The 22,428-nt window shown below is 56.9% G+C and carries 17 protein-coding genes; 12 read left to right on the top strand and 5 right to left on the bottom strand.

Going from position 1 to position 22,428, the window contains the following annotated elements; genetic code table 11:
• Positions 1-95 precede the first annotated feature (95 nt).
• The 3 genes from J4D97_RS10640 (at position 96) to J4D97_RS10630 (ending at position 3,776) form a co-directional block, all read left to right on the top strand.
• Positions 96-908 (top strand): cyanophycinase, encoded by an 813-nt coding sequence (locus J4D97_RS10640; RefSeq protein WP_208307570.1) that lies wholly within the window; start codon positions 96-98, stop codon positions 906-908.
• Positions 909-1,064: 156 nt separating this feature from the next.
• Positions 1,065-2,318 (top strand): OmpP1/FadL family transporter, encoded by a 1,254-nt coding sequence (locus J4D97_RS10635; protein ID WP_208307569.1) that lies wholly within the window; start codon positions 1,065-1,067, stop codon positions 2,316-2,318.
• 24 nt (positions 2,319-2,342) lie between these two features.
• Entirely contained in the window at positions 2,343-3,776 is a 1,434-nt protein-coding gene (locus J4D97_RS10630; RefSeq protein ID WP_208307568.1) for an SGNH/GDSL hydrolase family protein, read from the top strand.
• Positions 3,777-3,847: 71 nt separating this feature from the next.
• On the opposite strand, the gene J4D97_RS10625 is transcribed toward J4D97_RS10630, so the two are convergent.
• Positions 3,848-4,870 carry a YpdA family putative bacillithiol disulfide reductase gene (locus J4D97_RS10625; protein WP_208307567.1) on the bottom strand — a complete coding sequence of 341 codons (1,023 nt, stop codon included), beginning with the start codon at positions 4,868-4,870 and terminating at the stop codon, positions 3,848-3,850.
• Positions 4,871-5,004: 134 nt separating this feature from the next.
• Positions 5,005-7,863, bottom strand: a complete 2,859-nt coding sequence (polA, locus tag J4D97_RS10620; protein WP_208307566.1) for a DNA polymerase I — start codon at positions 7,861-7,863, stop codon at positions 5,005-5,007.
• A gap of 129 nt (positions 7,864-7,992) precedes the next feature.
• On the opposite strand from polA, the gene J4D97_RS10615 reads away from it, so the two are divergent.
• Both J4D97_RS10615 and J4D97_RS10610 read left to right on the top strand, forming a co-directional pair.
• Positions 7,993-8,616 carry a DUF1684 domain-containing protein gene (locus J4D97_RS10615; protein ID WP_243900260.1) on the top strand — a complete coding sequence of 208 codons (624 nt, stop codon included), beginning with the start codon at positions 7,993-7,995 and terminating at the stop codon, positions 8,614-8,616.
• Between the two features lie 41 nt (positions 8,617-8,657).
• A complete protein-coding gene (locus tag J4D97_RS10610) occupies positions 8,658-9,233 on the top strand; it encodes a hypothetical protein (protein ID WP_208307565.1) in 576 nt (191 codons plus the stop codon).
• A 180-nt stretch (positions 9,234-9,413) separates the two neighbouring features.
• On the opposite strand, the gene J4D97_RS10605 is transcribed toward J4D97_RS10610, so the two are convergent.
• The 3 genes from J4D97_RS10605 to J4D97_RS10595 all read right to left on the bottom strand — a co-directional run bounded on the left by J4D97_RS10605 (position 9,414) and on the right by J4D97_RS10595 (position 11,352).
• Positions 9,414-10,199 (bottom strand): TPM domain-containing protein, encoded by a 786-nt coding sequence (locus J4D97_RS10605; protein ID WP_243900259.1) that lies wholly within the window; start codon positions 10,197-10,199, stop codon positions 9,414-9,416.
• Between the two features lie 32 nt (positions 10,200-10,231).
• Complete coding sequence (locus J4D97_RS10600; protein ID WP_185282200.1) at positions 10,232-10,690, bottom strand: TPM domain-containing protein; 459 nt, start codon at positions 10,688-10,690, stop codon at positions 10,232-10,234.
• An 83-nt stretch (positions 10,691-10,773) separates the two neighbouring features.
• Positions 10,774-11,352, bottom strand: coding sequence for a LemA family protein (locus tag J4D97_RS10595; protein WP_185282201.1), 579 nt, complete (start codon positions 11,350-11,352; stop codon positions 10,774-10,776).
• A 184-nt stretch (positions 11,353-11,536) separates the two neighbouring features.
• On the opposite strand from J4D97_RS10595, the gene J4D97_RS10590 reads away from it, so the two are divergent.
• From J4D97_RS10590 to J4D97_RS10560, 7 genes are all read left to right on the top strand, one after another.
• The gene (locus J4D97_RS10590) at positions 11,537-12,538 is read left to right on the top strand and encodes a sugar phosphate nucleotidyltransferase (protein WP_208307563.1); all 1,002 of its coding nucleotides are present in this window, start codon (positions 11,537-11,539) and stop codon (positions 12,536-12,538) included.
• A 121-nt stretch (positions 12,539-12,659) separates the two neighbouring features.
• Positions 12,660-14,027 carry a hypothetical protein gene (locus tag J4D97_RS10585; protein WP_208307562.1) on the top strand — a complete coding sequence of 456 codons (1,368 nt, stop codon included), beginning with the start codon at positions 12,660-12,662 and terminating at the stop codon, positions 14,025-14,027.
• 95 nt (positions 14,028-14,122) lie between these two features.
• Positions 14,123-14,515 carry a hypothetical protein gene (locus J4D97_RS10580; protein ID WP_208307561.1) on the top strand — a complete coding sequence of 131 codons (393 nt, stop codon included), beginning with the start codon at positions 14,123-14,125 and terminating at the stop codon, positions 14,513-14,515.
• A gap of 294 nt (positions 14,516-14,809) precedes the next feature.
• A complete protein-coding gene (locus J4D97_RS10575) occupies positions 14,810-16,255 on the top strand; it encodes a hypothetical protein (protein ID WP_208307560.1) in 1,446 nt (481 codons plus the stop codon).
• Between the two features lie 391 nt (positions 16,256-16,646).
• Positions 16,647-20,117 (top strand): hypothetical protein, encoded by a 3,471-nt coding sequence (locus J4D97_RS10570; protein WP_208307559.1) that lies wholly within the window; start codon positions 16,647-16,649, stop codon positions 20,115-20,117.
• 62 nt (positions 20,118-20,179) lie between these two features.
• On the top strand, positions 20,180-20,614 hold the full coding sequence (locus tag J4D97_RS10565; protein ID WP_208307558.1) for a hypothetical protein: 435 nt from the start codon (positions 20,180-20,182) through the stop codon (positions 20,612-20,614).
• Between the two features lie 52 nt (positions 20,615-20,666).
• The gene (locus J4D97_RS10560; RefSeq protein WP_208307557.1) at positions 20,667-22,256 is read left to right on the top strand and encodes a hypothetical protein; all 1,590 of its coding nucleotides are present in this window, start codon (positions 20,667-20,669) and stop codon (positions 22,254-22,256) included.
• Positions 22,257-22,428 lie beyond the last annotated feature (172 nt).

Below are 22,428 nucleotides of genomic sequence, written 5' to 3'. Positions count from 1 at the left end.
GAATTCGGGTTGGTTTACCCCGTTTTTCGCTGTTTGGCTAAGCGCTTCCCTCATGTTGTTGCCCACTATTTTTGGGCTTTTCCTACCTGCCCTGAATGCTTCCCTCTGACTTTCCGCTCGGAACCCTCGTCGCCTTTGGTGGGGGCGATGATGATGCCCTCCTGGCCCGGCTGTGTGCTTTGTTGCCTTTGCCGGAGCTACCCGTTGAAATCATTACCACGGCCTCGCGCGAGGTAGCAGCCACGGCCACCGCCTACCAGCAAGCGCTGCGCGACTTGGGCTGCCAGGAGGTCCGCCATTTGGCCATCGACGAGCACCACCCCGCCGACCATCCCGCTACCCTGCGCCGCCTGCACCAAGCCGCGCTGGTGTTCTTCACGGGCGGCGACCAGGAGCGCATCACCGATTTTCTGACCGGTACCGAGTTTCTGCGGGTGCTGCGCCACCGCTTCCAGACCGATGCCGCGTTCTTAGTGGCCGGAACCAGTGCCGGCGCGGCGGCCCTACCCGCCTACATGCTGGTAGACGGTCAGGGGTGGCGGGCGCTGCGCAAGGGCGGCATTCAGGTGTTGCCAGGGCTGGGACTGCTACCATCCTTGCTTATTGATCAGCACTTTGTGGAGCGGGCGCGGTTTGGGCGCTTGGCGCATGCCCTACTCACGCACACCAATTGCCTGGGCCTGGGCTTGAGCGAGGAAACGGGTGTGATTATTCGGGGTGGGCAGCAGGCCGAAGTGTTCGGCTACGGGCAGGTGGTGGTGCTGGATGGCCGGCAGCTGTACAGCCATAACCTGGGCCGCATTGGGCAGGGCGAGCCCGTGAGCGTGCAGGGCCTACACCTGCATTTGCTGGTGCAAGGCCACGTGCTGGATATACGCACGGGCAAGGTCAATAATTCGAAGGAATAACGGTAGGCTTTTTGTTGCTTTGCAACCTAGCAACGAAAACGATTTCGGACGAACGTAAACTACTCGGCAAGCATACTTTATTCGGGTTTTCTTTCTACATTTAGTTGCGTCGATTTTCCGTTCTTACCTTCTAAAATCTCACCTTTTATTTCCTGTATGAAGTTAAAATCTTTACTCCTTGTGAGTGGTGCGCTGCTTGCTGGTACGGGCAGTGCTGTGGCCGGTGGCTACCAGGTTACACTGGCTGGCATTAAAAACAACGGCATGGGGGGCGTAGGGGTAGGCCTGTCGCTGGACCAGGCCGCTATGTTCTATAATCCTGGTGCACTGGCCATGGTGCGGGAGCGCGGCGTACAGTTGGGCGGCAACGTGACGTTGGCCCGCAATGCCTTCGTGGCGGAGGGTAGCAACATACAGCGGGAGCTGCGCAACAGCGTGGTGACGCCTTTCAGCCTGTACGCAGGTTTTGGACCGGCCGAGGGTAAATTCCGGGCAGGTATTGCCGTGTATACGCCCTTTGGCAGCAAGTTGGGCTATGCCAACGGTTGGGAAGGCCGCACTTCTCTAACGGATATCGACTTGAAATCCGTTTTTGTGCAGCCTACCTTCAGCTACGCCATTACCGACGAGCTGAGCGTGGGCGCTGGCCTGGTGGTGCTGGCCTACGGCGCCGTAAACCTCCAGCGCGACATCGCCCTACCCGATTCTTACGGCCACATCGAGCTGGATGGCAAGGCCAAAACCAAGCTGGGCTTCAACGCCGGTATTTACTACAAGCCTTCGGATAAGCTGAGCATTGGCATCAGCCACCGCTCCAAAATTGATGCGGTGGTGGACAATGACGGCGACGTGACGTTCACCAACATTCCGGAATCATTCCGGAGCCGCTTTCAGGCTACCAAGTTTAATGCTACCCTGCCGCTGCCTGCTACCACCTCGGTGGGTATTGGCGTGATGCCCAACGAAAATCTAACCATTGGCTTTGATGTCAACTTTGTGCAGTGGAGCAAATACCGCGAACTGCGTTTTGATTTCGACCAGCCGATCAACGGGCAGAACACCAGCGTTTCCAAGCGCAACTACGAAGATGCCCTGACGTTCCGCCTGGGCGGTCAGTACAAGCTCACCAGCGGCCTAACGGTGCGCGCCGGCGGCTCCTACGATATGACGCCCGTGCCCGACGGCTACGTGACCCCCGAAACGCCCGACAACGACCGCATAAGCGGTACTGTGGGCGCTTCCTACGCATTCGGCAAATTCAGCCTGGACCTATCGGGGCAGTTTATCCGCATTCAGAAGCGGACTGAAACCCAGGCCGACCTGATCAACAACGGCACCACCGACCGGGTAGCAGGTACTTACAAAACCAATATTGTGATTCCGGGCCTGGGCCTGAACTACGCTTTCTAATTTCCCACCTCCCGTTCTGAACACATGTATACGATTACATTTCGCAAAGTAGTGCCGTTTCTGGCGCTGCTGGGGCTCAGCCTCACGGCCTGTCAGCCCGATCTGGAAGATGAAGTAAAATCCAGCGCTGGTACCGCCGATTTCTCCCGCTATATCGCCGTAGGCAACTCCCTTACGGCGGGTTTTGCTGATAATGGCCTGTACCTGGAAGGCCAGCAGAATTCCTATCCCTCCATGCTGGCCCAGCAGTTCCGGTCGGTAGGCGGCGGCGACTTTGTGCAGCCGTTGTTTACGGAAGCGCAGGCGAATGGCACAGGCTATCTGTTCCTGACGGGTATCGATGCCAGCGGTAATCCACAAATCGGCAACATGGCGCCAGCAGCGGTAGTGGGAACAGGTGCCGATACCAGAACGCCACTGCTCGCAAAGCCTACCAATGCAGCTGCCAACCAAAACCTGGGCGTGCCTGGCATTCGGGTAGCTGACGTGACCACCAATGGCTATGGTCTCAATAACCCGCTGGGCTTCAACCCTTATTTCGAGCGTCTGCTGAACAACTCGCCTGCCAGCTACTTGCAGTATGTGCAGGAACGGGTTACTGCCATCAAACCTACCTTTTTTTCTAACTGGTTGGGCAACAACGATGTGCTGGGATACGCTAGTTCGGGTGGTACGGGTGCTCCTCTCACGCCAGACGCGGAATTTACTACGAAGTATAATCAAGTAATTGATGCGCTGACGCTGAACGAGGCCAAGGGTATTGTAGCAAATATTCCAAGCGTTGTCAACACACCACTGTTCACGACTATCTCAACGGCAGCTGTCATTGCGCAAGTGAATGCTACCCCTATCCCGGCTGCACAGGCCCCGCTCATTGCGCAAGCGCTAGGTTTGCCAGCGCTACCGGCCGGCACTCGCTTCGCGCTATATGTGCGCACCAGCAGCACCACGGCACCCGTCCGCTTGGCAACCGCTAATGACTTGATTCTGCTACCAGCTCGTTCAGTTATCAATACGCCTAGTGCTACTAGCCCATTCCCGAATGGTATTGGCCTGGAAATTCCTGGTGCACCGGCTGCTATTGCGACGGCGTTAGCTGCTGCTGCCAACCCGTTGGCGAATGCCCTTGTGCTGGATGCAACCGAAGTAGCTTCGGTTAACAACCGCACCACGGCGCTCAATAACATCATCAAGGCAAGTGCCGACCGCAAAGGGCTGGCTTACTTCGATGCCAACGCTTTCTTAGCTCGGGTAGCAACCAGCGGCGTTGTGGTAAATGGCGTACCTAACAATGCTGGCTTCATCAGCGGCAACCTGTTCTCTTTGGATGGCGTGCACCTCACACCCCGCGGATACGCTATCATCGCCAATGAGATGATCAAAACCATCAACGCGAAGTACAACGCAAACGTCCCCCAGCTAAATCCGCTGGATTATCGGGGCGTTAAGTTTCCTTAAGTAGTCGTAGAAAGCCATAAAAAAGACCGGCCCCAGAGATTTGAGGCCGGTCTTTTTTATTCAAATCTTATCTACTTCGAGAGCTGGACCGGCTGAATAATCTGTGGAGTAGCTGGTGCCGCCTCACCGGCCAAGTTGGCTGCAATAACGGCTGCATGGTAACGGCCATTCTCAATAAACCAGCGGCTGGTATTTAGGCCGCCGCACACCGTGCCTGCCATGTACACGCCAGGCCGGTTGGTCTCAAACGTCTCCTGATCGTGGGTAGGCGTACGCGCTGCATCGTCCTGAGAGGTGATGCCTAAGGCGTCCAGCAACGAATAATCGGGACGGTAGCCGGTAAGGGCGTAGGTGAAATCAACGGGCAGCGTAAGGAAGCCATCGGGGGTGGCTATATCCATTTCAGTTGGTCGAATCGCCTGAATGGTTGCGTTGAAGTACGCTTTGATACGACCTTCTTTGATACGGTTCTCTAGGTCCGGCCGAATCCAGTATTTCACCGCGGGCGACAGCTCAGCGCTACGCACCACCATGGTAACGTGTGCACCAGCACGCAGCAACTGCAACGCGGCTTTGGCCGAAGAATTTCGCGCCCCTACCACCACCACCTGCTGGTCGACGTGCGTGTAAGGCTCCTTGTAGTAGTGGCTCACGTTGGGCAAGTCCTCGCCCGGCACGTTCATCTTCACCGGCACATCGAAGAAGCCTGTAGCCACTACCACAAACCGGGTAGCAATGCGGCCTTTGGTAGTCACTACCTCGTAGTGGTTCTCCTCGCCTTCCAGCCCTAGCACTCGTTCGTGTAGCCGCAAGGGCAGCTTCTCCACTTGCGCTACCCGGCGATAATAGTCGAGGGCCTCTTCGCGGAGCGGTTTGTAGTGGTTGGTTGGCATGGGGTAGCCCCCAATCTCTAGCAGCTCTGGAGTAGAGAAAAACTCCATCTGGTTGGGGTAGCCCACTATGGAATTGACGAGTGCGCCCTTGTCGACCACGCACACGGTAAAGCCCCGGCGCTGGATTTCAAGGGCACAAGCCAAGCCCACCGGGCCGGCACCTATAACGACTGTATCGAAGGAAGAAGTTGATTCGTGCATGATAGCAAAGTAACACACGAAGTCACCGCAGGGTTGCGCTTTTATTGTTATTCCGAGCGGAGCGAAGCATTGGAGGAAAAACGCTTGACGATTACTGCCCAGACTCTTCGCTTCGCTCGGAATGACAAGTCAATCTAGTGCGCCTGTAACCAGTTGCTGCCTGTCCCGGCTTCCACTTCTAAGGGCACGCCGTGGGGTAGGAGCAAGGCATTGGCCATCAATTCTTTGATTTTTGGCGTTACCAATTCTAATTCCTCCTTTGGTACATCGAAAACCAATTCGTCGTGTACTTGCAGGATCATGCGCGTGCCGAGCTTCTGGTCCACTATCCAATGGTGAATGTCAATCATGGCCTTCTTGATGATGTCGGCCGCGGTGCCTTGGATAGGGGCGTTGATGGCATTGCGCTCGGTGTAGCCGCGCAAAGTCGCATTACGGGAATTGATGTCGCGCAGGTAGCGGCGGCGGCCGAGGAGGGTTTCGGCATATTCTAGCTCGCGGGCTTTGTTGATACTGTCGTCCATGAACTGCTTCACAGCCGAAAACTCCTGGAAGTACGCATCGATAATGTCGACGGCCTCCTTACGCGAAATATTCAGGCGTTGGGCTAATCCGAAAGCCGAGATGCCGTAGATGATACCGAAATTGACGGTTTTGGCTTTGCGGCGCATTTCGCCATCTACCTCGTTCAGCCCTACCCCAAATACCTTACTGGCGGTGCTGGCGTGGATATCCTGCCCCAGACGAAAAGCCTCAATCATCGTGGCGTCGCCCGAAAAATCGGCCATAATGCGCAGTTCGATCTGCGAGTAGTCGGCGGCGAGCAGCACGTGGTCGGCATCGCGAGGCACGAAGGCCTTACGGATTTCCCTACCCTTCTCGGTACGGATGGGAATGTTTTGCAGGTTGGGGTTGGTGCTGCTCAGGCGGCCGGTGGCCGTTACGGCCTGGTTGAAAGAGGTGTGCACGCGCCCGTCCAGCTCGCACACCAGCTGGGGTAGGGCCTCCACGTAGGTGGAGCGCAGCTTGGTGAGTTGGCGATGATCCAGAATAAGGCCGGCAATAGGCGCTTCGGAGGCTAGCTGACTCAGTATCTCCTCGCCGGTGGCATATTGGCCGGTTTTAGTTTTCTTGATTTTGTTACCGCCCAAACCCATGCGGTCAAACAAGACCTCGCCCAACTGCTTGGGCGAACCAATGTTAAACTCCTCGCCGGCGGCGGCAAAAATCTGCTGTTCCAGCTCCGTGATATAGCCTTGCAGCTCGGCCGAATACTCGCCCATCGCCACAGAATCAATCTTTACACCCTCGTACTCGATGGCGGCCAGCACGGGCACCAGCGGGTTTTCTACCTCGTTCAGCAGGTCGAGCTGGTTGAGGGCTTTCAGCTTGGGCTCGAATACATGCTTAAGCTGCAAAGTCACGTCGGCGTCTTCGCAAGCGTAGTCCGACACCTCGGCGGGTGGCAGATCGGCCATAGTTTTCTGGTTCTTGCCTTTGGGGCCAATTAACTCTGTGATGCTGACAGGCGTGTAGTGCAGGTAGGTTTCAGCCAGCACGTCCATGTTGTGGCGCATGTCGGGCTCCAGCAGGTAGTGGGCCAGCATGGTATCAAACAGCTCCCCGCGAATCTCGACACCGTAGTGCTTGAGGATGGTGAGGTCGTACTTGATATTCTGACCAATTTTCAGAATGTTTTCGGCCTCGAAAAACGGGCAAAACTCATCTACCAGGGCTTGTGCGGCGTCCGCATCGTCCTGGGGCACGGGCACGTAGTAGGCCTCGCCGGGAAGCCAGGAGAACGACAGCCCTACCAGTCGCGCCGTCATGGTGTCGAGGCCGGTGGTTTCGGTGTCGAAGCTAACTTCTTTCTGCTTCAGCAAGTGTTTGAGTAGAGATTGGCGCGCCTCGGGCGTATCAATGAGGTGGTACTGGTGAGGCACGTCGGCCAGGGTACGGCGTGGGCCGTTGGGCTCTAGCTCGGCCAACTCGGCGCTGCTGGCTGTGATGCCGGGCCCATCAAACAACGATTGTTGCGAGGCCGGTACAGAAGGGCGGCGGGCACCGCGGCTGGGCGGAGGCGTGGAGGTAGGCGCGGTCGGGCCACTCAGCACGCGGGCAGCCAGCTGCCGGAACTCCAGCTCATCGAACAAACGGCGCAACTCGTCTTCGTCGGGCTGGTCCAGCACCAGCTTTTCGGCCTCAAACTCGATGGGCGCGTTTACGTGGATGGTGGCCAGTTCCTTCGACATCAAGCCCTGCTCGGCGAAGTTGCGCACGTTTTCCTGCTGCTTGCCTTTGAGCTTATCCACATTGGCAATCAGGTTTTCCACCGAGCCAAACTCCTGCACCAGCTTCTTGGCCGTCTTCTCGCCAATGCCCGGAATACCCGGAATATTGTCCGACGCGTCGCCCTGCAAGCCCAGAATATCAATCACCTGCTCTACCCGCTCAATCTCGAAGCGTTGCAGCACATGGGCTACATCGAGCACCTCGGCGGCGTTGCCCATAAAAGCAGGGCGATAAATTTTGACGCACTCCGTTACGAGTTGGCAGTAGTCTTTGTCGGGCGTCATCATGTACACCTCGCCAAAGCCCTGGGCCTCGGCGCGTTGGGCCAGGGTGCCAATCACGTCGTCGGCCTCAAACCCTTCCACCATCAGGATGGGAATGTGGAAGGCTTTGATAATCTGTTTGATATAAGGAATGGCCAGGCCGATATCCTCGGGCATGGCTTGGCGCTGGGCTTTGTAATCGGCAAACTGCTCATGCCGGAAGGTCTTTTTGGCCGCATCAAATGCTACCCCAATGTGGGTAGGGCGCTCCTTTTGCAGCACCTCCACCAGGGTGTTGGTGAAGCCCAGAATAGCACCCGTATTCAGGCCCTTGGAGTTCACGCGTGGATTTTTGCTGAACGCAAAGTGGGCGCGATAAATCAGGGCAAAGGCGTCGAGCAGGAAGAGTTTTTTAGCGGGAGCAGCGGTGTCGGTCATAGTAAAGCAAAGGTACGTAGGTAGACAGTGGCAGTTGGCGAGGAACCCAGAAACAGGTGCTTTGCCTTGCGCAAATGACTACCGCTGATTCGTTATGTTGCAGTCTCAATAACGAACTTCATTCAATCGATGCTACGAATTATTTCTGCTTTGGGCTTCATGCTGTTCTTCCATAGTGTGGGCCATAGTCAGGGGCAGCAACCACTTACGCACGCGCAAACTATAGCCGCTTTTCAACAAGAGTTGAATGCCGAGTACCGCGATCCGCAACGCTCGCCGCTACCGGCAGCGGCGCGAAAATCCTTTCAGGGGCTACCTTTCTTTCCAGTCAACGACAGCCTGTTGGTAACAGCCACTTTTGTGCGCGACTCAACGGCACAACCGTTCTTGATACGCACCAGCACAAATCAGCCGCGGCCGTATCGAAAATACGGGGAGCTGCGGTTTCTGCTGCATGGCAAGCCACAGCGGCTTTCGGTGTACCAAAGCCTGGCCTTGCTGAAAGTGCCAACGTATGCCGATTACCTCATGGTGCCTTTCACGGACCTCACCAACGGCTTTGGTAGCTACGGTGGCGGGCGGTACATCGATTTGCGCTTTGCCGACGTGAAAACCGGAAAGGTGCTACTCGATTTCAACAAAGCATACAATCCTTACTGCGCGTACAGCACTGGCTACTCCTGCCCGATTCCGCCGGCCGAAAATCAGTTGTCAGTGGCTATCCGGGCCGGGGTGATGGGCAACGATCATTGACGGCCGCACCCAAGAGGGGTAGGGCTGCGTAAGCGCCTACCATGCGCTACGTCTCCCTCGACCTCGAAACCACCGGCGGCAACTTCGAGCGGCACCAGATTCTGGAGCTGGCCGCCGTGGTGGAAGATTCCAAACACCCGCTACCCCTACACGAGCTTCCTGGCTTCCGGCGCGTGGTGCGCCACCCCGAATACGTGGGCTCGGCTGGGGCGCTGGCCCTGAATGCACGTCTGCTGGAGGAGCTGGCCCACAAGGGACCCAACCGCGAGCTGTGCACACCCGACGAACTGCTGCCGCAGCTACGGGAGTTTCTTCTGGTGCAAGGCTTCAAAACCGATAAGAAAAACTGCGTCACGTTCACCATTGCTGGCAAGAACGTGGCGGTATTTGATGTGCCGTTTCTGCGCCGCCTACCCGGCTATGGCACGCTGGTGCGCACGGAACCCGCTACCCTCGATCCAGCTGCCTTCTACCTCAACTGGCACAAAGACATGCGCCTACCCACTATGCAAACCTGCAAGGCGCGGGCAAAATTCGAGGATGATACTGTGGCGCATGAGGCGCTTGCTGATGCCTTAGACGTAGTGCGTTTGCTGAGGCCGTTTTATGAAAGGTAAGATAGGGAGTAGTGGTTTTATAAAGTTATAAACGCGAAAGCGCCTGTCATCCTGAGCTTGCGAAGAACCTTCTGCTAGTTGAACGAGTCGTTGCTACGAGCATCGTTCTAGCGTGATAAGGTCCTTCGCAAGCTCAGGATGACAGGCGCTTTTGCGTTTACAACTTTATAAAACCACCACTTACCAGCTGCCGCTGGCGCCGCCGCCGCCGGAGCTGCCGCCACCGAAACCGCCGAAGCCACCGCCCCCTCCAAAACCACCACCGCCGCCACCAAAGGTGCCGCGGCCGCCGGAAAAGTCGCCGAAGATGACGGGTGGGATAAACATGCCGCCGCTGCCCCGGTTACGGCGGCCGCCTCTACCGCCCCCACCGCGCCGGCTCAAGAACCAGAACAACACCAGGGCTAGGATAATCAGCCAAAATGGAAAGCCCGAACCCGACGAGTCGCGGTTGCGGCGCTGGTCCTCGGGGTCGGCTTTGTACTCGCCTTTGGCTAGGGCAATGAGCTCGTCGGTGGCGGTGTTAAGGCCTTCGTAGTAGCGCTCCTGCTTGAAGGCAGGCACAATGGTGTTGCTGATAATGCGCTTAGCCAAGGCGTCGGGTACGGCACCTTCTAGGCCGTAGCCTGTTTGGATGCGGGCACGGTGTTCCTGCTCGGCCACCAATACTAGGATGCCGTTGTTGTCGCCTTTGCGGCCAATGCCCCAGCTTTCGTAGAGCTGCTGAGCGTAGTTGGCAATGTCGTCGCCACCGAGGGTAGGCACCGTGACGACGGCAATCTGGGAGGAGGTGCTATCGTCGTAGGCTACCAGTTTGCGCTCCAGTTGGGCTACCTCGTCGGCGCTCATCATGCCTGCCAAGTCATTCACCAAGCGCGGCGGATTGGGCCGCGGCGGGATAGACTGGGCCGTAGCTGGCAGCCAACTGCTCAGAATCAGCAGCAGCAGGGCAACAAAGGCTGGCAAACGTGAAAAGGGTAGCGTAGGGGTAGGGTAGGTCATGGGCGCGGCGGCGAAGTAGAAGGACCGTACGAAATGGAGTCGTCCAGCTCGTTTTGGTCGGTGGCGGCGTCGTAGGGGAAATAGCGGTGCAGTTGCTCGCCTACCAGCTGAATGCCGCGGGCCAGGCCTGCGGCTAGTTGCTTGCCCCGAAATTGCTCTAGAACGGCCTCTTTGGTGGTTTCCCAAAAATCGTCGGGTACCGTGGCATTGATGCCGGCATCGCCGATAACGGCAAACTGCCGGGTTTGCCAGGCCAGATAAAACAGTACGCCGTTGCGCTGAGCCGTTTTGTGCATGCCCAGCTCGGCAAACACCTGCGCGGCCCGATCCAGTGGCTCGGGGGTAGGGCAGGTGTCTTCCAGATGTACCCGAATTTCGCCCGAGGTAGTACGCTCGGCCTGTTGAATGGCGGCAATCAGGCTGGCTTCCTGCTCCGCGGTGAGTGGGGTAGTCATAAATAAGCTGTTAGCTGATGGGTGTTGGGTGTTAGCCTAATTCCGATTGGGAAAGCTAACACCCAACAGCCATCAGCTTACTTTTAAAACTGAACGGTAGGCGCTTTCTGCGAAGCAGCATCTGCCTCAAAGTACGGCTTCTCGCTGAACTTAAATAGCCCCGCAAACAGGTTCTGCGGGAAGGAGCGGATGTAGGTGTTGTAGTCCTGCGTCACAGTATTGAACTTGTTGCGCTCCACGTTGATGCGGTTTTCAGTACCCTCAATCTGCGCTTGTAGCTCCTGGAAGTTGGCGTTGGCTTTCAGATCGGGGTAGTTTTCCGATACAGCCAGCAGGCGGCCCAGTCCGGCGCTTACCTGGCTTTGGGCCTCTTGGAACTGCTTTATCTTCTCAGGAGTGAGATTATCAGCCGATACTTGCACGCTGGTGGCCTTGGCGCGGGCGTTTATCACATCAGTCAGGGTCGATTTCTCGAAGTTGGCGGCACCTTTCACGGTGTTCACCAGGTTCGGAATCAGGTCGGCGCGGCGCTGGTAGCTGTTCTGTACCTGGGCCCACTGTGTTTTCACGGCCTGGTCTTTCTCAACCATAGAGTTGTAGCCGCACGACGACTGTGAGAGCAGCACGACCAAGCCAAAAAAGTAAACTAAAAGGCGTTTCATAGAGAGTAGGGAGTAAGGATGAAAAAAGGAGAGAAGACTGAAACGTAAAACCTGAGGCTAGGGGTGGCGGTTTGCCTAACGAGCCATAAGTTGGTGCAACGTACGCATTCGGCCCATAGCAGTTGCCGCATCGTGCTACCGCTGGGTTTGCTACTTTGCAAATCGTACGCTTTTTCCCCTTTGCATGAAAGCCATAATTCCTGTTGCTGGTATTGGTTCGCGCCTCCGTCCGCACACGCACACCCAGCCTAAGTCGCTGGTACCCGTGGCCGGTACGCCCATTCTGGGGCATATTATTGACCGAGTAGTGGCCGCCGGCGTCGAAGAGTTTGTGTTTGTGATTGGCTACCTGGGCGAAAAAATAAAGCGCTACGTGCGCCGCCACTATCCCGCACTGCGCGCCGAGTTTGTGGTGCAAGACCCCCGCGAAGGCATTGCGCATGCTCTCTGGCTGGCCCGCGAGCAGTTCCGCCACGATGAAGATGGCGTGCTGATTCTGCTTGGCGACACCATTGTAGACGTCGACCTAAAGGCGATTTTGGAAACATCCGGCTCTATCCTGGCCGTGCAGGAAGTGAAAACGCCCTCCATGTTTGGCCTGGTAGAAACCGGTCCCGGCGGCCGCGTGCTGAAGGTGGTGGAAAAGCCCCGCATCCCAAAATCGAACTACGCCATGGTAGGGCTCTACAAACTGGCGCACCCCGAAGTGTTGGCCGGGGCCCTAGAGCGCCTGATCGACGAAAACCTGCGCACCTACGATGAATTTCAGCTCACCGACGCACTCATGCTGATGATTCGACAGGGCGAAGAGATGATGACCGTTACGGTAGACAGCTGGTTTGACTGCGGCCGCAAGGAAACCCTGCTCGAAGCCAACGCCCGCCTGCTGCGTCGCCCCGATGCCATGCGCCGCCGCGAGTATCCCGAGTTTGCCAATACCATCATCATTCCGCCTGTCAGCATTGGCAAGGACTGCCAGATTTCCAACTCCATCATCGGCCCCAACGTGGCTATTGGCGACAAAACCATCATCCAGCACACCGTCCTCAGCGACTCCATTATCGGCTCCTACAGCGAGTTGCGTCAAGCCGTAATGCACGACTGCATCGTGGGCAGCGACTCATCATTTCGGGGCGTGAACCACAGTTTGAACATCGGGGATAACACGGAAATAGACTATAGTTAGTCTGTTAATTTCGCTTCGAGTATAAAATTTTCCTAATATCCCATCGTTCCTACACAACCTGCCGCCTTGCGCGACAGTACGCAAGGTTGCGGCTTCGGCCGACAGTCTTTACCTTGGTTCGATGCACCTGACTCTCTCCTCCCGCTTTCTACCGGCACTAGTGGCCGCCACCGTACTGCTTTCGGGTTGCTACTCCCGCGAGGACATGAAAGGCGAAACCGGCACCGCCGAAACGGCCGCGGCTGTTGAAAAGCCTGCTACTACCAAAACACCGGCTGCGGCGGAAACAGCAGCAGCGGCCCCTACCCAGCCGCTGACGCAAGCCAACGTGTTTCTGGAAGTATCGGGCTCAATGGAAGGCTTCATGCCCAAAACCGGCGCCGATGCGCAGAATACGCAGTTTCAGCAGCATGTGGCGCAGTTTTTATCGGACTTGAACCGCAGCTCGGCGGTGCGGCAGAAGACGTTTTATCGCATTAAGGAGAAGCCCTACCGCGACTCCTACCAGCAGCTTTCCCAGACCGTGCGTGGCGGCATTCGGGAGGCCGCTAGCAGCACCAGCATCCCGGCCATTCTGGATACGCTGGTAAGCCACTACTACCAGCCCGGCGCCGTGAGTGTGCTGATTTCGGACTTCATCTATGCTCCGCCCCGCACCGGCGACCAGGCCTACGTCAAAACTGACATCACCGATGCCCTGAACAGCACCGGCCGCCCAGACCTAGCCGTATCGGTCTACGGTTTCACTTCTGATTTCAAAGGGGCATTCTACCCCGCGCTGAAAACCGGTGCTAAGCGCATCAATAATTGCTGCGACACGCCGATTCCGTACTACATCTGGGTGATGGGTCCGGCCGATGCCGTGCGGCAGTTTGATGCGGCGCTGCTTACAAAGCAGCCGGGGCAGCAAGCGCATTTCGGGGTGACGTACCCTACGCCGTCGTCGTCCCTACTCAGCCGCTTCCAGAATAAAGGCGCTTGGTACTATGGTGATGCGGGCGCCAGCAAGCGCGCCGCTGGCGCTACCTACCACACGGTGGCCGTGCAGGAAGCCTCGGCCACGCAGCCCGTGGAGTTTGTGGTGGGCTTAGACTTGAAAACCCTACCCGCCGCCTACCGCGATGTGGCCTACCTCAAGCAAAACCTGCAACTCACAGGTCAGGACACCGATGCGAAAGTTGCCGATGTATTTGCCGCCAACGCGCAGACGCAAAACAGTAGCGGCCCGGAAAGCCAATACTCGCACTTCGTGAAGGTGCGCCTCACGCGGCAGCCCCGTGCCGCCCGGCCGTTGCAGCTCCTGCTCAACCACCGCCGCCCAGCTTGGGTAGGGCAGTGGACTACCCGCAACGACAGCAATATCAACCAGGTAGGCGCTAAAACCTTCGCCCTCAGCAGCCTCCTCGACGGCGTAGCCGCCGTGACGAGCGACGAGCAAGACGAAGCGCCCGTCTTCACGATTCCGTTCACCTTGCAACCGGGCGAGTAGCACATAGCCTGAAGCGCTAGCTTCGTGCATCGCTTGCGCCGCTTTTATCCGTACATAGCCTAACAAAACGCGCGGTATCCGTTTCGCGCTACCCTATGAAAAGTCTCTTCCGCTTTCTCTACGAGCTTATCGGCACGCCGCAGCCGCCCTCGGAAATCCCTGTCTACCGCGACGTAATTTTCCCTAACGTTGGTCTGGTCACTATCGGCGTATCCTTAGCGCTGGTGCTGATTTTCTATTACCTCATCAACCGTGCGATAGGTGTAGCCACGTTCAACAAAACCGGCAATTGGGCACTGTTCCTCATCCTGAATGCGCTGATTGCGTTTGGAGTAGTCATCTGGCAAACCAATGCGCAGGCAGTGGCCTCGCACTCTTATGTATACTGGTTGGCCACATTCAACGCGTTCTACGGGCTGCTGTGGTTTTTCCTGTTCTCCCTCATTCTGAAAGGCGGCTCGCGTAATGCGAGTACGACGCCGTTTTAGAGCTAAAAACTGAAAAGCTAGCAAACTAGCTCTCCTCCTTTTTTTAAGGAAGGGTTTGGGGTAGTTCAATCGTTGTTTCCTCTGTCATCCTGAGCTTGCGAAGGACCTTTTCAAGTAAGAACGATTGTCGTTCACTGATAAACCTGACGTGAGAAGGTCCTTCGCAAGCTCAGGATGACAGAGGAAACAACTAAACAATATCGGCAACGACGCCAACCACCCCATTTGCCGCCGACGCGGCAACATCCCCTCCTTAGCGAAGGAGGGGAGCTTCGTTCAACGACTTTCATCCTTATGGCTAAACTCTTTTTATTCGGTATTGGCGGCACGGGCTCCCGCGTCATTCGCTCGCTCACGATGTTGCTGGCGGCGGGCGTAGAGCTTCCCAACTGCGACCGGGTGGTACCCATCATCATCGACCCCGACGCGCACAACGGCGACATGAACCGTACGGTGGCCCTACTCAAGAGCTACCAGCAGATTTACAATAACCTGGGTCAGCGTGACGAGGGCTTTTTCCGCACCAACATCAGCACGCTGAGCAGCATTTCGCAGGATGTGAACGGGTCGGTAAAGGATACGTTTGTGTTCGACTTTGGCGGCATCAACCAAAGCTTCCGGCAGTATCTGCACTACGACCAGCTTTCCGTTGATTCGAAGGCGCTGGTGGAGCTGTTGTTTACGCAGGACAACCTGGAAAGCCCGCTTACCATTGGCTTCCGCGGCTCGCCCAACGTGGGCTCGGTGGTGCTGAACAAGGTGGTGGAGTCGCAGGAACTGCGCTACTTCGCCGACAACTTCCAGGAGGGCGACCGGGTGTTTTTTGTGTCGAGCATCTTTGGCGGTACGGGCGCGGCGGGCTTCCCACTGTTACTCAAAAATCTGAAAGACAACAACACGCGCCTCAGCAACGCCCGCTACCTGCGCGACGCGCCCACCGGCGCCGTAACGGTGATGCCCTACTTCGCCCTGCAATCGGAGGACAATGCCATCATCGAGTCGAACAACTTCCTGACGAAGACCAAGGCGGCGCTCAGCTACTACGAGCACAACCTGCAAGGCCTCGACGCCCTCTACTACCTCGCCGACACGCCCGACACGCCCTACGAAAACCAGCCTGGCGGCACACAGCAGCGCAACAAAGCGCACCTTATTGAGCTATTGGCAGCCCTGAGTATCGTGGACTTCATGCGCTACCCCACGGCCGAGCTACGCTCCGGTCCGCACTTCCACGAGTACGGCCTGGAAAGCGATGCGCCGGAAATCCAGTTTGCGCACCTGCCTACCGAAACCCGCGAAATCGTGGCCGAGCGCCTCACGCAGCTGCTCTACTTCACGCGCTACCACAAGCAGCACCTGCCCACCGATAAGGCGCCCTACTTCGACACCCTGAACTTGGACTACGCCCTGCGCAACGAGCCCATCTTCAAGGAACTGAACACCTTCCTGCACAGTCCCGAGTTCGGGGTAGACGAGTGGCTAAAGGAACTGGCCCAAAACCGCCGCGCCTTCCGCCCCTTCGACCTCAGCACTGACGACTTCAACGCCATGATTCTCGGCAAGCCGGTAGAGAAAAAGTGGAACGAGTTCTTTAACAAAGGCCTCAGTCACAACTATTTCCTCAACAAACTCAACGACGCCTCCAAGGGCAACGCCGAGCCGGATAACTTCCGCAAACTGCTGGCGCTGTTTTATGATGTGACGGAGAAGGGGTTTGAGGAGAAGGTGAAGGTGGTGTAAGCCAGAGCAAACTCCCCTCCTTAGCTAAGGAGGGGGTGTTTTGGCGTTAGCCAAAGCTGGGGTGGTTGGCGTCGTTGCTGACGTTGTTTACTTGTTTCCTCCGTCATCCTGAGCATTCCGCGCATCAAGCGGAGACGAAGGACCTTATCACATCTGGATTACTACCGAACGACAATCGTTCTTACTTGATAAGGTCCTTCGCAAGCTCAGGATGGCAGAGGCAGCAATGACCACAACCACCCCTAGCCCCTCCTTAACTAAGGAGGGGAACTAGCTTCTAGTTTTCTAGACACTAATCGTAGTTTCTAGTAATTGTTAATTCTAGCTAAACCCACATACGTCTGGCTCCCCCTCTCCCGGAGGGGAGGGGGCTGGGGGGTGGGGTCCTACTATGCCCAAAGTCCTTCGCCTGCACAACAATGGTTCCCAGCAAATCCAAGGCTGGCAGAAAACCGCGCCCATTACCAGCACTGAAATCAACGCCGTGACGGACCCCACGGGGAGCAAAGCCCGCAACGTGGCTGTGTCCATCCCGACTCCGTTTGCGCGGATGCACCTGTTTGAGGCCGCATTTGATTTCGTGGCCCGGGAAGGGCAGCGCAACCCCAACTCGGTATACCACGAGTTGGTGACGCACTTCTGGGACCTGTTTGAGCTGCTCTATAACTACCACCTCTACACCCAGGCCGGGCGCAAAATCACGTTGCGGCGTTGGAATGCGGCGGCCGAAGTGCAACGCATGCGCGCCGACGAGGGCACACGCCTACTTGGCGAAACCTTGCAGCTATTTCTGCAAGACGAGCGGTTTCGCGACTTCTCGGATATGTACCTGGTGTTCTATGAGTCGCCGGAGCTGGCGGGCGGGCCGCGGCTGCTGGGCGGTACTTCGCCGCTGACGTTGTTCTTCACGGCGCCCAATACCCAGCCGCTGGAGCTGGAACGCGCCCAGGCCCGCGGCCATTATTTTGACCACAACATTGTGCTGCTGGCTGACCGCTCGCCGCAGTTTCAGGAGTTTGTGTACGAGCTGTTTCTGGCCTACCCCCAGCTGCAACGCCGCGAGTTTGCCGGGTCGGTGTATGCCGCCTTAGACCGTAGTCGTATCAACCAGATGCAGATGCAGGGCGAGCACACGGCCCAGCAGTTCGCGGCTAAGTATCCGTCGCTGGCTGATATTCAGGGCAATCCGGCGGGCGTGAAGAACGTGCCGCTGCCCGGCCGCGCCGACCAGTCGGCTGTGACGAGTTCTGACTTGTTTATTCAGCCCACACGGGCGGCTGTGAGCAATGGTCCGCGCCCGCTAGTGCTGCGCCCCAATCTGACCATGCCCGGCGCCAACTACCTCAACGGTCAGCCGTGGGACGACCGCACCGTGGTGCCCTACCTCGACGAGCTGGCGTTGGAAAACCGCGTGCTGCCCGGCAAGGGCTTCAAATACCCCTACCTCACGGTGGGCGACTTCCTGGAAGACGCTCTGGTGGAACTGCCCTATGAGCTGAACACCCAGCGTTTCCACACCGGCAAAGTGTCGTTTCAGTACGGCGCCGATACGCAGGGTAGGGCGCGGTTTCCGTACCTGCTGCCGTTGCGGCAAACGTTCTTCGAGTACTTCACCGAAAACGAACTAGCCGAGCTGCTCACCTTCACCATCGACCTGAACCACGTGCGCGTGCAACTGCGGATTCCGGTGCAGGCAGGGCGCTTCATCACCTTCGAGCGCAGCTACTACCCCAACCCGCAAAACCCCAAGGACGCGCAGGGTAGGGAGATTTTGGAGAAGGGCCGCATTGTGAAGGCCAACATCGGGCTGGGCGTGTTTCCGTTTTACAAGCACCGCTCGCAGCCCGAGTACAACGACTTCTACAAGGTGATGCTGGTAGACGCCGACAACTCGCCTACCATGGTGAGTCGTCGCTACGACCTAAAGTTCTTCGTGGACGGATCGGGCATCAGCGAACAAGGCGCTTCCAAGCGCGCTACCCGCTTCGAGCGGACGCAGAAAAGTGTGTCCACGGCCGGCAGCACCTACTACGAAATCACCGGCACGCACTTCGACCTGGCCGAGCTGATGTGCCCGCCCGCCGTGCTGAACGGCGAGCCGGCCCGCGGCCTCATTGTGCCGCGCTGGCGCGAGGTAGACCGTGGCACCCGCCGCTTCACCTTCGCCGTGGACTTTGGCACCAGCAACACGCACGTGGCCTACGCCGATGGACCGTCGGCGCACCCACGACCGTTCACCATCAGCGAGCAAGATGTGCAGGTAGAGTTGCTGAACGCCCCTCTCCCCGACACCGGTTACTCGGCTTACCAGCGCTACATGCGTGGCCCCGGTCAGCTGTTCGACGTGCCGCTAATTCAGAACCGCGAGTTTGTGCCCAGCATCATCGGGGAGCAGCAGTCGGTGTATGAATTTCCGATTCGGACGGCCGTGTGCGAAACCAATACCTACGCCAACGAGCCGAGCAAAGTGCTGAGCAACATCAACATCGGCTTTAGCATCAATACCGAAACCGGCCAGCCGCCGCAAAACCGTTTTGTGACGAATCTGAAGTGGTCGGCGGAGCTGGACCCACAGGGCGTGTCGCGCATTGCGGCGTTTTTCAAGGAAATTCTGCTTTTGATGCGTCATAAAGCGGCGCTGCACGGCGGTATTTTGGAAGATACGCGGGTGGTGTGGTTTGCGCCGCTGAGCTTTGATGCCTTCCTGCGCAACCAGTTCCAGCAAGTGTGGGACGAGGCTTTTCAACAAGTTTTCCACAGTCGGCGCAACACGCAGTTTGTTTCCGAATCGGTGGCGCCCTACTACTACCTCACGGCTACCAACCAGGTAGTGCCCAACCGCGACGAGAACGTGGTGAACATCGACATCGGCGGCGGTACCACCGATTTGCTGGTGTTTGCTGATCAGCGCCCGGCGTTCAGTTCGTCGTTCCGCTTTGCTGGCGACGACCTGTGGGGCGACGGCTACGCCCGCGTGCAGGGCGCGCCTAAGCAAAACGGCCTGCTCCGCCTGGGTGTGCAGCATGTGGAAAGCCTACCCGACTCGGAGGAAAACCAGGAGTACAAAGGCTACCTCCGCGCCGCCCTGCAAAACCCTGATTTCGGCTCGGCCGACGTGACCAGCCTGCTGTTCACGTACGACGACAAGCTGCGCTTTTCGCAGAGCCTGGGCTTAGGCAAGGGGCGGCAGCTGCGGGTGCTGTTCTACCTGCACTACACGGCCATCATCTACCACGTGGCGCAGCTCACGCAGCAACTCAACCTCAAAACGCCGCGCTACATCTGTTTCTCCGGCAAGGGTAGCCTCTACTTGCGTTTGTTAGCCGGTGGCAGCAGCCTGACGTCTATTGAGAAGATTACGAAAGCCGTTTTCAAAGGCGTAACCGGCCAGGAACCGCCGCACAACTTCCGCGTCATTCTGGCCGATAATCCCAAGGAGGCCACTACCAATGGCGGTGTGCTGTTCGAGGAAAGCAGCTCCAGCCGCGCCGACTTTGACGCGGTGCGCACCGTGAAGCTCACCGGCGCTGAGCAAAGTGCCGACATTGACGAGCAACGTCTGAAGTTGCCCCAGGTAGACGCCGACCTCAAGCAACACGTGCTCGACAACGTGCGCAAGTTCCTGAAGTTGGTATTGGAAGGCGACGAGGTAGCCCCGCTGATGCGCGAGGTAGGCGTGGATGTGGACCGCAAGCGGGTAGAAGATCTGCTCCTGCGCGAAATTGACGACAGTCTCAGCCTGGGCCTGCACCAGCTAGACCGCCAGCTCAGCCAGGACGAGACACTTCCGGAAACGCTGTTCTTCTACCCGTTGAAGCAGGCGTTGTATAACCTAAGCCGGGAGTTGCAGAATCCAGGGTAGGGTGAATGGCCTAGGGCTTCAGTCCTAGGCCATTCAAATACAATATATTCATGTAGAAAGATATGATTCGTTTTTCAGCCGTAATATGGCTGCTATTAGCAGGGGTAATAGGAATATTTATTTTCTTTTTCTTCGGATTTGATAGTCTGTATACAGGCAATAGAACCATAGAAATTAAAGACGTCTCGCGTATTCACGTGTATAAATTTGAACACAAAGATATTTCTAGTCCTGTCAATGTTAGGTTGAAAGTTGAAGGCGAAATAGATGATAATGCATTAATATATGTAACGGAGAAAGAGCCAACTAAAGCGGGATTACTTGATAAAAGTAGAGCCTGTAGTAGAAGTGATACCATAACATACTTTAATATAAATAGAGGAGAGGTTAGCAAGCCGAAGATGTTCTTCGATTTTTATCAAAATGCGCCTGGATATATCTGTTATGTTCCATGTGGAGTGAAAAAAGGAAAATTAAATATCGTGTGGGATATGTGAGTGGCTGTATTATTATTAATAAACTTTTTGCCGAAAATTCTCAACTTTCCTTATGAAGGTTCTTCGTTACCTAGTATTACCTGCCTGCTTACTCCTTTCCACTACCCTCACCCACGCCCAAACTCAACTCGGCCAGCCTACTCTGGATGAGCAGAAGGCGCAGATCTGGTGTGCGGCGATAAAGTTTGTGTATGACGACACCGGGCGGCCCAACTTGAAGAACGGCGTAAACTGTGGTGGTTCCTTGAAGCAACTGGAAAACAGCATCAAGGCCGATAGTCAAAAGGTATATAGCCTGCTTTATCAGCCGCTGGAGGGTAGGGGCGCTATGTACAAGGGCTTGGGTTCAGATAAGTCGCGCCTACAAAAGCTGACAACGGAAATCATCAACAAACTGAAGGCCTCACCCAGCCGAAAGGGTAGCCCCGCCCGCATACAGGCCGTAGATGCGCTGGCCGCTTCGCTGAACAACTACGTGGAAAACGGCACGCCGCCCGCCGATGTGAGCAGCAGCCTCAACGCCGAAGCTACCCCCGACACCAGCACCGACGAAGCCACCGCCGCCGCGCCCGCCGATGCCGGCCCCGAGGAAAACCCTAATTATGCAACGCCCGCACCCGCCGGCAATAAAGAAGGTGTTATGAGCAGTTTGTTTGCACCCATTGCGTTCATTTTGGCTCTGTTGAGCCTCGTGCTGTTTTGGTTGTTGCGCAGCAGCATGCGCAATCTAAACGTCCGCATGGACCGGCATCGTGACGAGCTGGAGAAGCTGAAATCGGCCGGGCAGAATGTGTCGACGGCACCCGGCGGTACTTTTTCCTCGAAGCGCCTCACGCCGGAGTTGCGCGCCGAGATTGAGAAGATAGTGCAACAGCGCGTAGCGGAGGAGCTAGGGCAAGACTTTGATAGTTCTGAGGATGAAGGGCTAGGCTACGTAGCGGCACCCCAAAAAACGCCAGCACCAATCGAGCGCCAGCCAACTACAGACAGCCGCTCTGTAGCCCAGGGTTTCAACGCTGGGTCAACTGAAAAGCCTGCGCCATCTACCCCAGTTACACCACCTGCTCCCGCTAAGCCTGCTACCCAGCAACCTGCTCCAGTAGCATCGGCGCCTGTCGAAACGCCACAGCCTGCTACCCCGGCGTTTGACAATATCGCTGCCGCGCCTTCGGCTTACGCTCCGCCTGCTGCGCCACATCTGGAAATGCCCATTCCGGCGGGCCCGCCTTCGGCCTCGCCGCGGGATGAGTTCGACAGCTTGGTGCCACCCGTGCAGCTACCAGCGCCCGAGTCGTATGCTTCGGTGGCGGCGGCACCGGCTTCGGTGCGCTACGTGTATGCCAAGGTACCGGTAAATGGCATTTTCAGTGAATACGACTTTCTAGAGGAGGCGCAACACGACAGCATCTACGAAATCACGCTTGATTCCAACAAGCCGGATACGGCTACCTTCCAGGTGAACCCTGACCCGAGCGTACATGCCTACGCTATCCAGAGTGCGCAGTACTCCCTGCGCGACGCTTGCCGCTACCCGCAGCCCAGCGGACCGGTGTCGTATATCATCAACGATGAGCCGGGCACGCTACGCAAACAAGGTGGTGCCTGGCATATCGAGCAAAAAGCCGTGGTGCATTTTGAGTAAACACACCCGGCTGTCATCCTGAGCGCAACGCAGTGGAGCGAAGGACCTTCTCACGCTGAAACGACTGTCGTAGGAACGACTCGTTGGACGGGAGAAGGTCCTTCGCTCCACTGCGTTGCGCTCAGGATGACAGATTGTTTATAGCTTTAGCTATTCGTTGCTTTTTCACTTC

This window comes from Hymenobacter defluvii (assembly GCF_017589435.1).
GTDB lineage: Bacteria > Bacteroidota > Bacteroidia > Cytophagales > Hymenobacteraceae > Hymenobacter > Hymenobacter profundi.
The sequence above is the reverse complement of the archived record's forward strand: the minus strand, read 5'-3'. Positions and strand labels throughout refer to the sequence as shown.

Bases quoted from the DNA above. Each gene is read 5' to 3' on its own strand.
- J4D97_RS10600 (WP_185282200.1), bottom strand. From the start codon at position 10,690: ATGACTACCCCACTCACCGCGGAGCAGGAAGCCAGCCTGATTGCCGCC.
- J4D97_RS10640 (WP_208307570.1), top strand. From the start codon at position 96: ATGCTTCCCTCTGACTTTCCGCTCGGAACCCTCGTCGCCTTTGGTGGG.
- J4D97_RS10580 (WP_208307561.1), top strand. From the start codon at position 14,123: ATGAAAAGTCTCTTCCGCTTTCTCTACGAGCTTATCGGCACGCCGCAG.
- J4D97_RS10610 (WP_208307565.1), top strand. From the start codon at position 8,658: ATGCGCTACGTCTCCCTCGACCTCGAAACCACCGGCGGCAACTTCGAG.
- polA (WP_208307566.1), bottom strand. From the start codon at position 7,863: ATGACCGACACCGCTGCTCCCGCTAAAAAACTCTTCCTGCTCGACGCC.
- J4D97_RS10575 (WP_208307560.1), top strand. From the start codon at position 14,810: ATGGCTAAACTCTTTTTATTCGGTATTGGCGGCACGGGCTCCCGCGTC.
- J4D97_RS10570 (WP_208307559.1), top strand. From the start codon at position 16,647: ATGCCCAAAGTCCTTCGCCTGCACAACAATGGTTCCCAGCAAATCCAA.
- J4D97_RS10635 (WP_208307569.1), top strand. From the start codon at position 1,065: ATGAAGTTAAAATCTTTACTCCTTGTGAGTGGTGCGCTGCTTGCTGGT.
- J4D97_RS10565 (WP_208307558.1), top strand. From the start codon at position 20,180: ATGATTCGTTTTTCAGCCGTAATATGGCTGCTATTAGCAGGGGTAATA.
- J4D97_RS10625 (WP_208307567.1), bottom strand. From the start codon at position 4,870: ATGCACGAATCAACTTCTTCCTTCGATACAGTCGTTATAGGTGCCGGC.
- J4D97_RS10585 (WP_208307562.1), top strand. From the start codon at position 12,660: ATGCACCTGACTCTCTCCTCCCGCTTTCTACCGGCACTAGTGGCCGCC.
- J4D97_RS10595 (WP_185282201.1), bottom strand. From the start codon at position 11,352: ATGAAACGCCTTTTAGTTTACTTTTTTGGCTTGGTCGTGCTGCTCTCA.
- J4D97_RS10615 (WP_243900260.1), top strand. From the start codon at position 7,993: ATGCTACGAATTATTTCTGCTTTGGGCTTCATGCTGTTCTTCCATAGT.
- J4D97_RS10560 (WP_208307557.1), top strand. From the start codon at position 20,667: ATGAAGGTTCTTCGTTACCTAGTATTACCTGCCTGCTTACTCCTTTCC.
- J4D97_RS10590 (WP_208307563.1), top strand. From the start codon at position 11,537: ATGAAAGCCATAATTCCTGTTGCTGGTATTGGTTCGCGCCTCCGTCCG.
- J4D97_RS10630 (WP_208307568.1), top strand. From the start codon at position 2,343: ATGTATACGATTACATTTCGCAAAGTAGTGCCGTTTCTGGCGCTGCTG.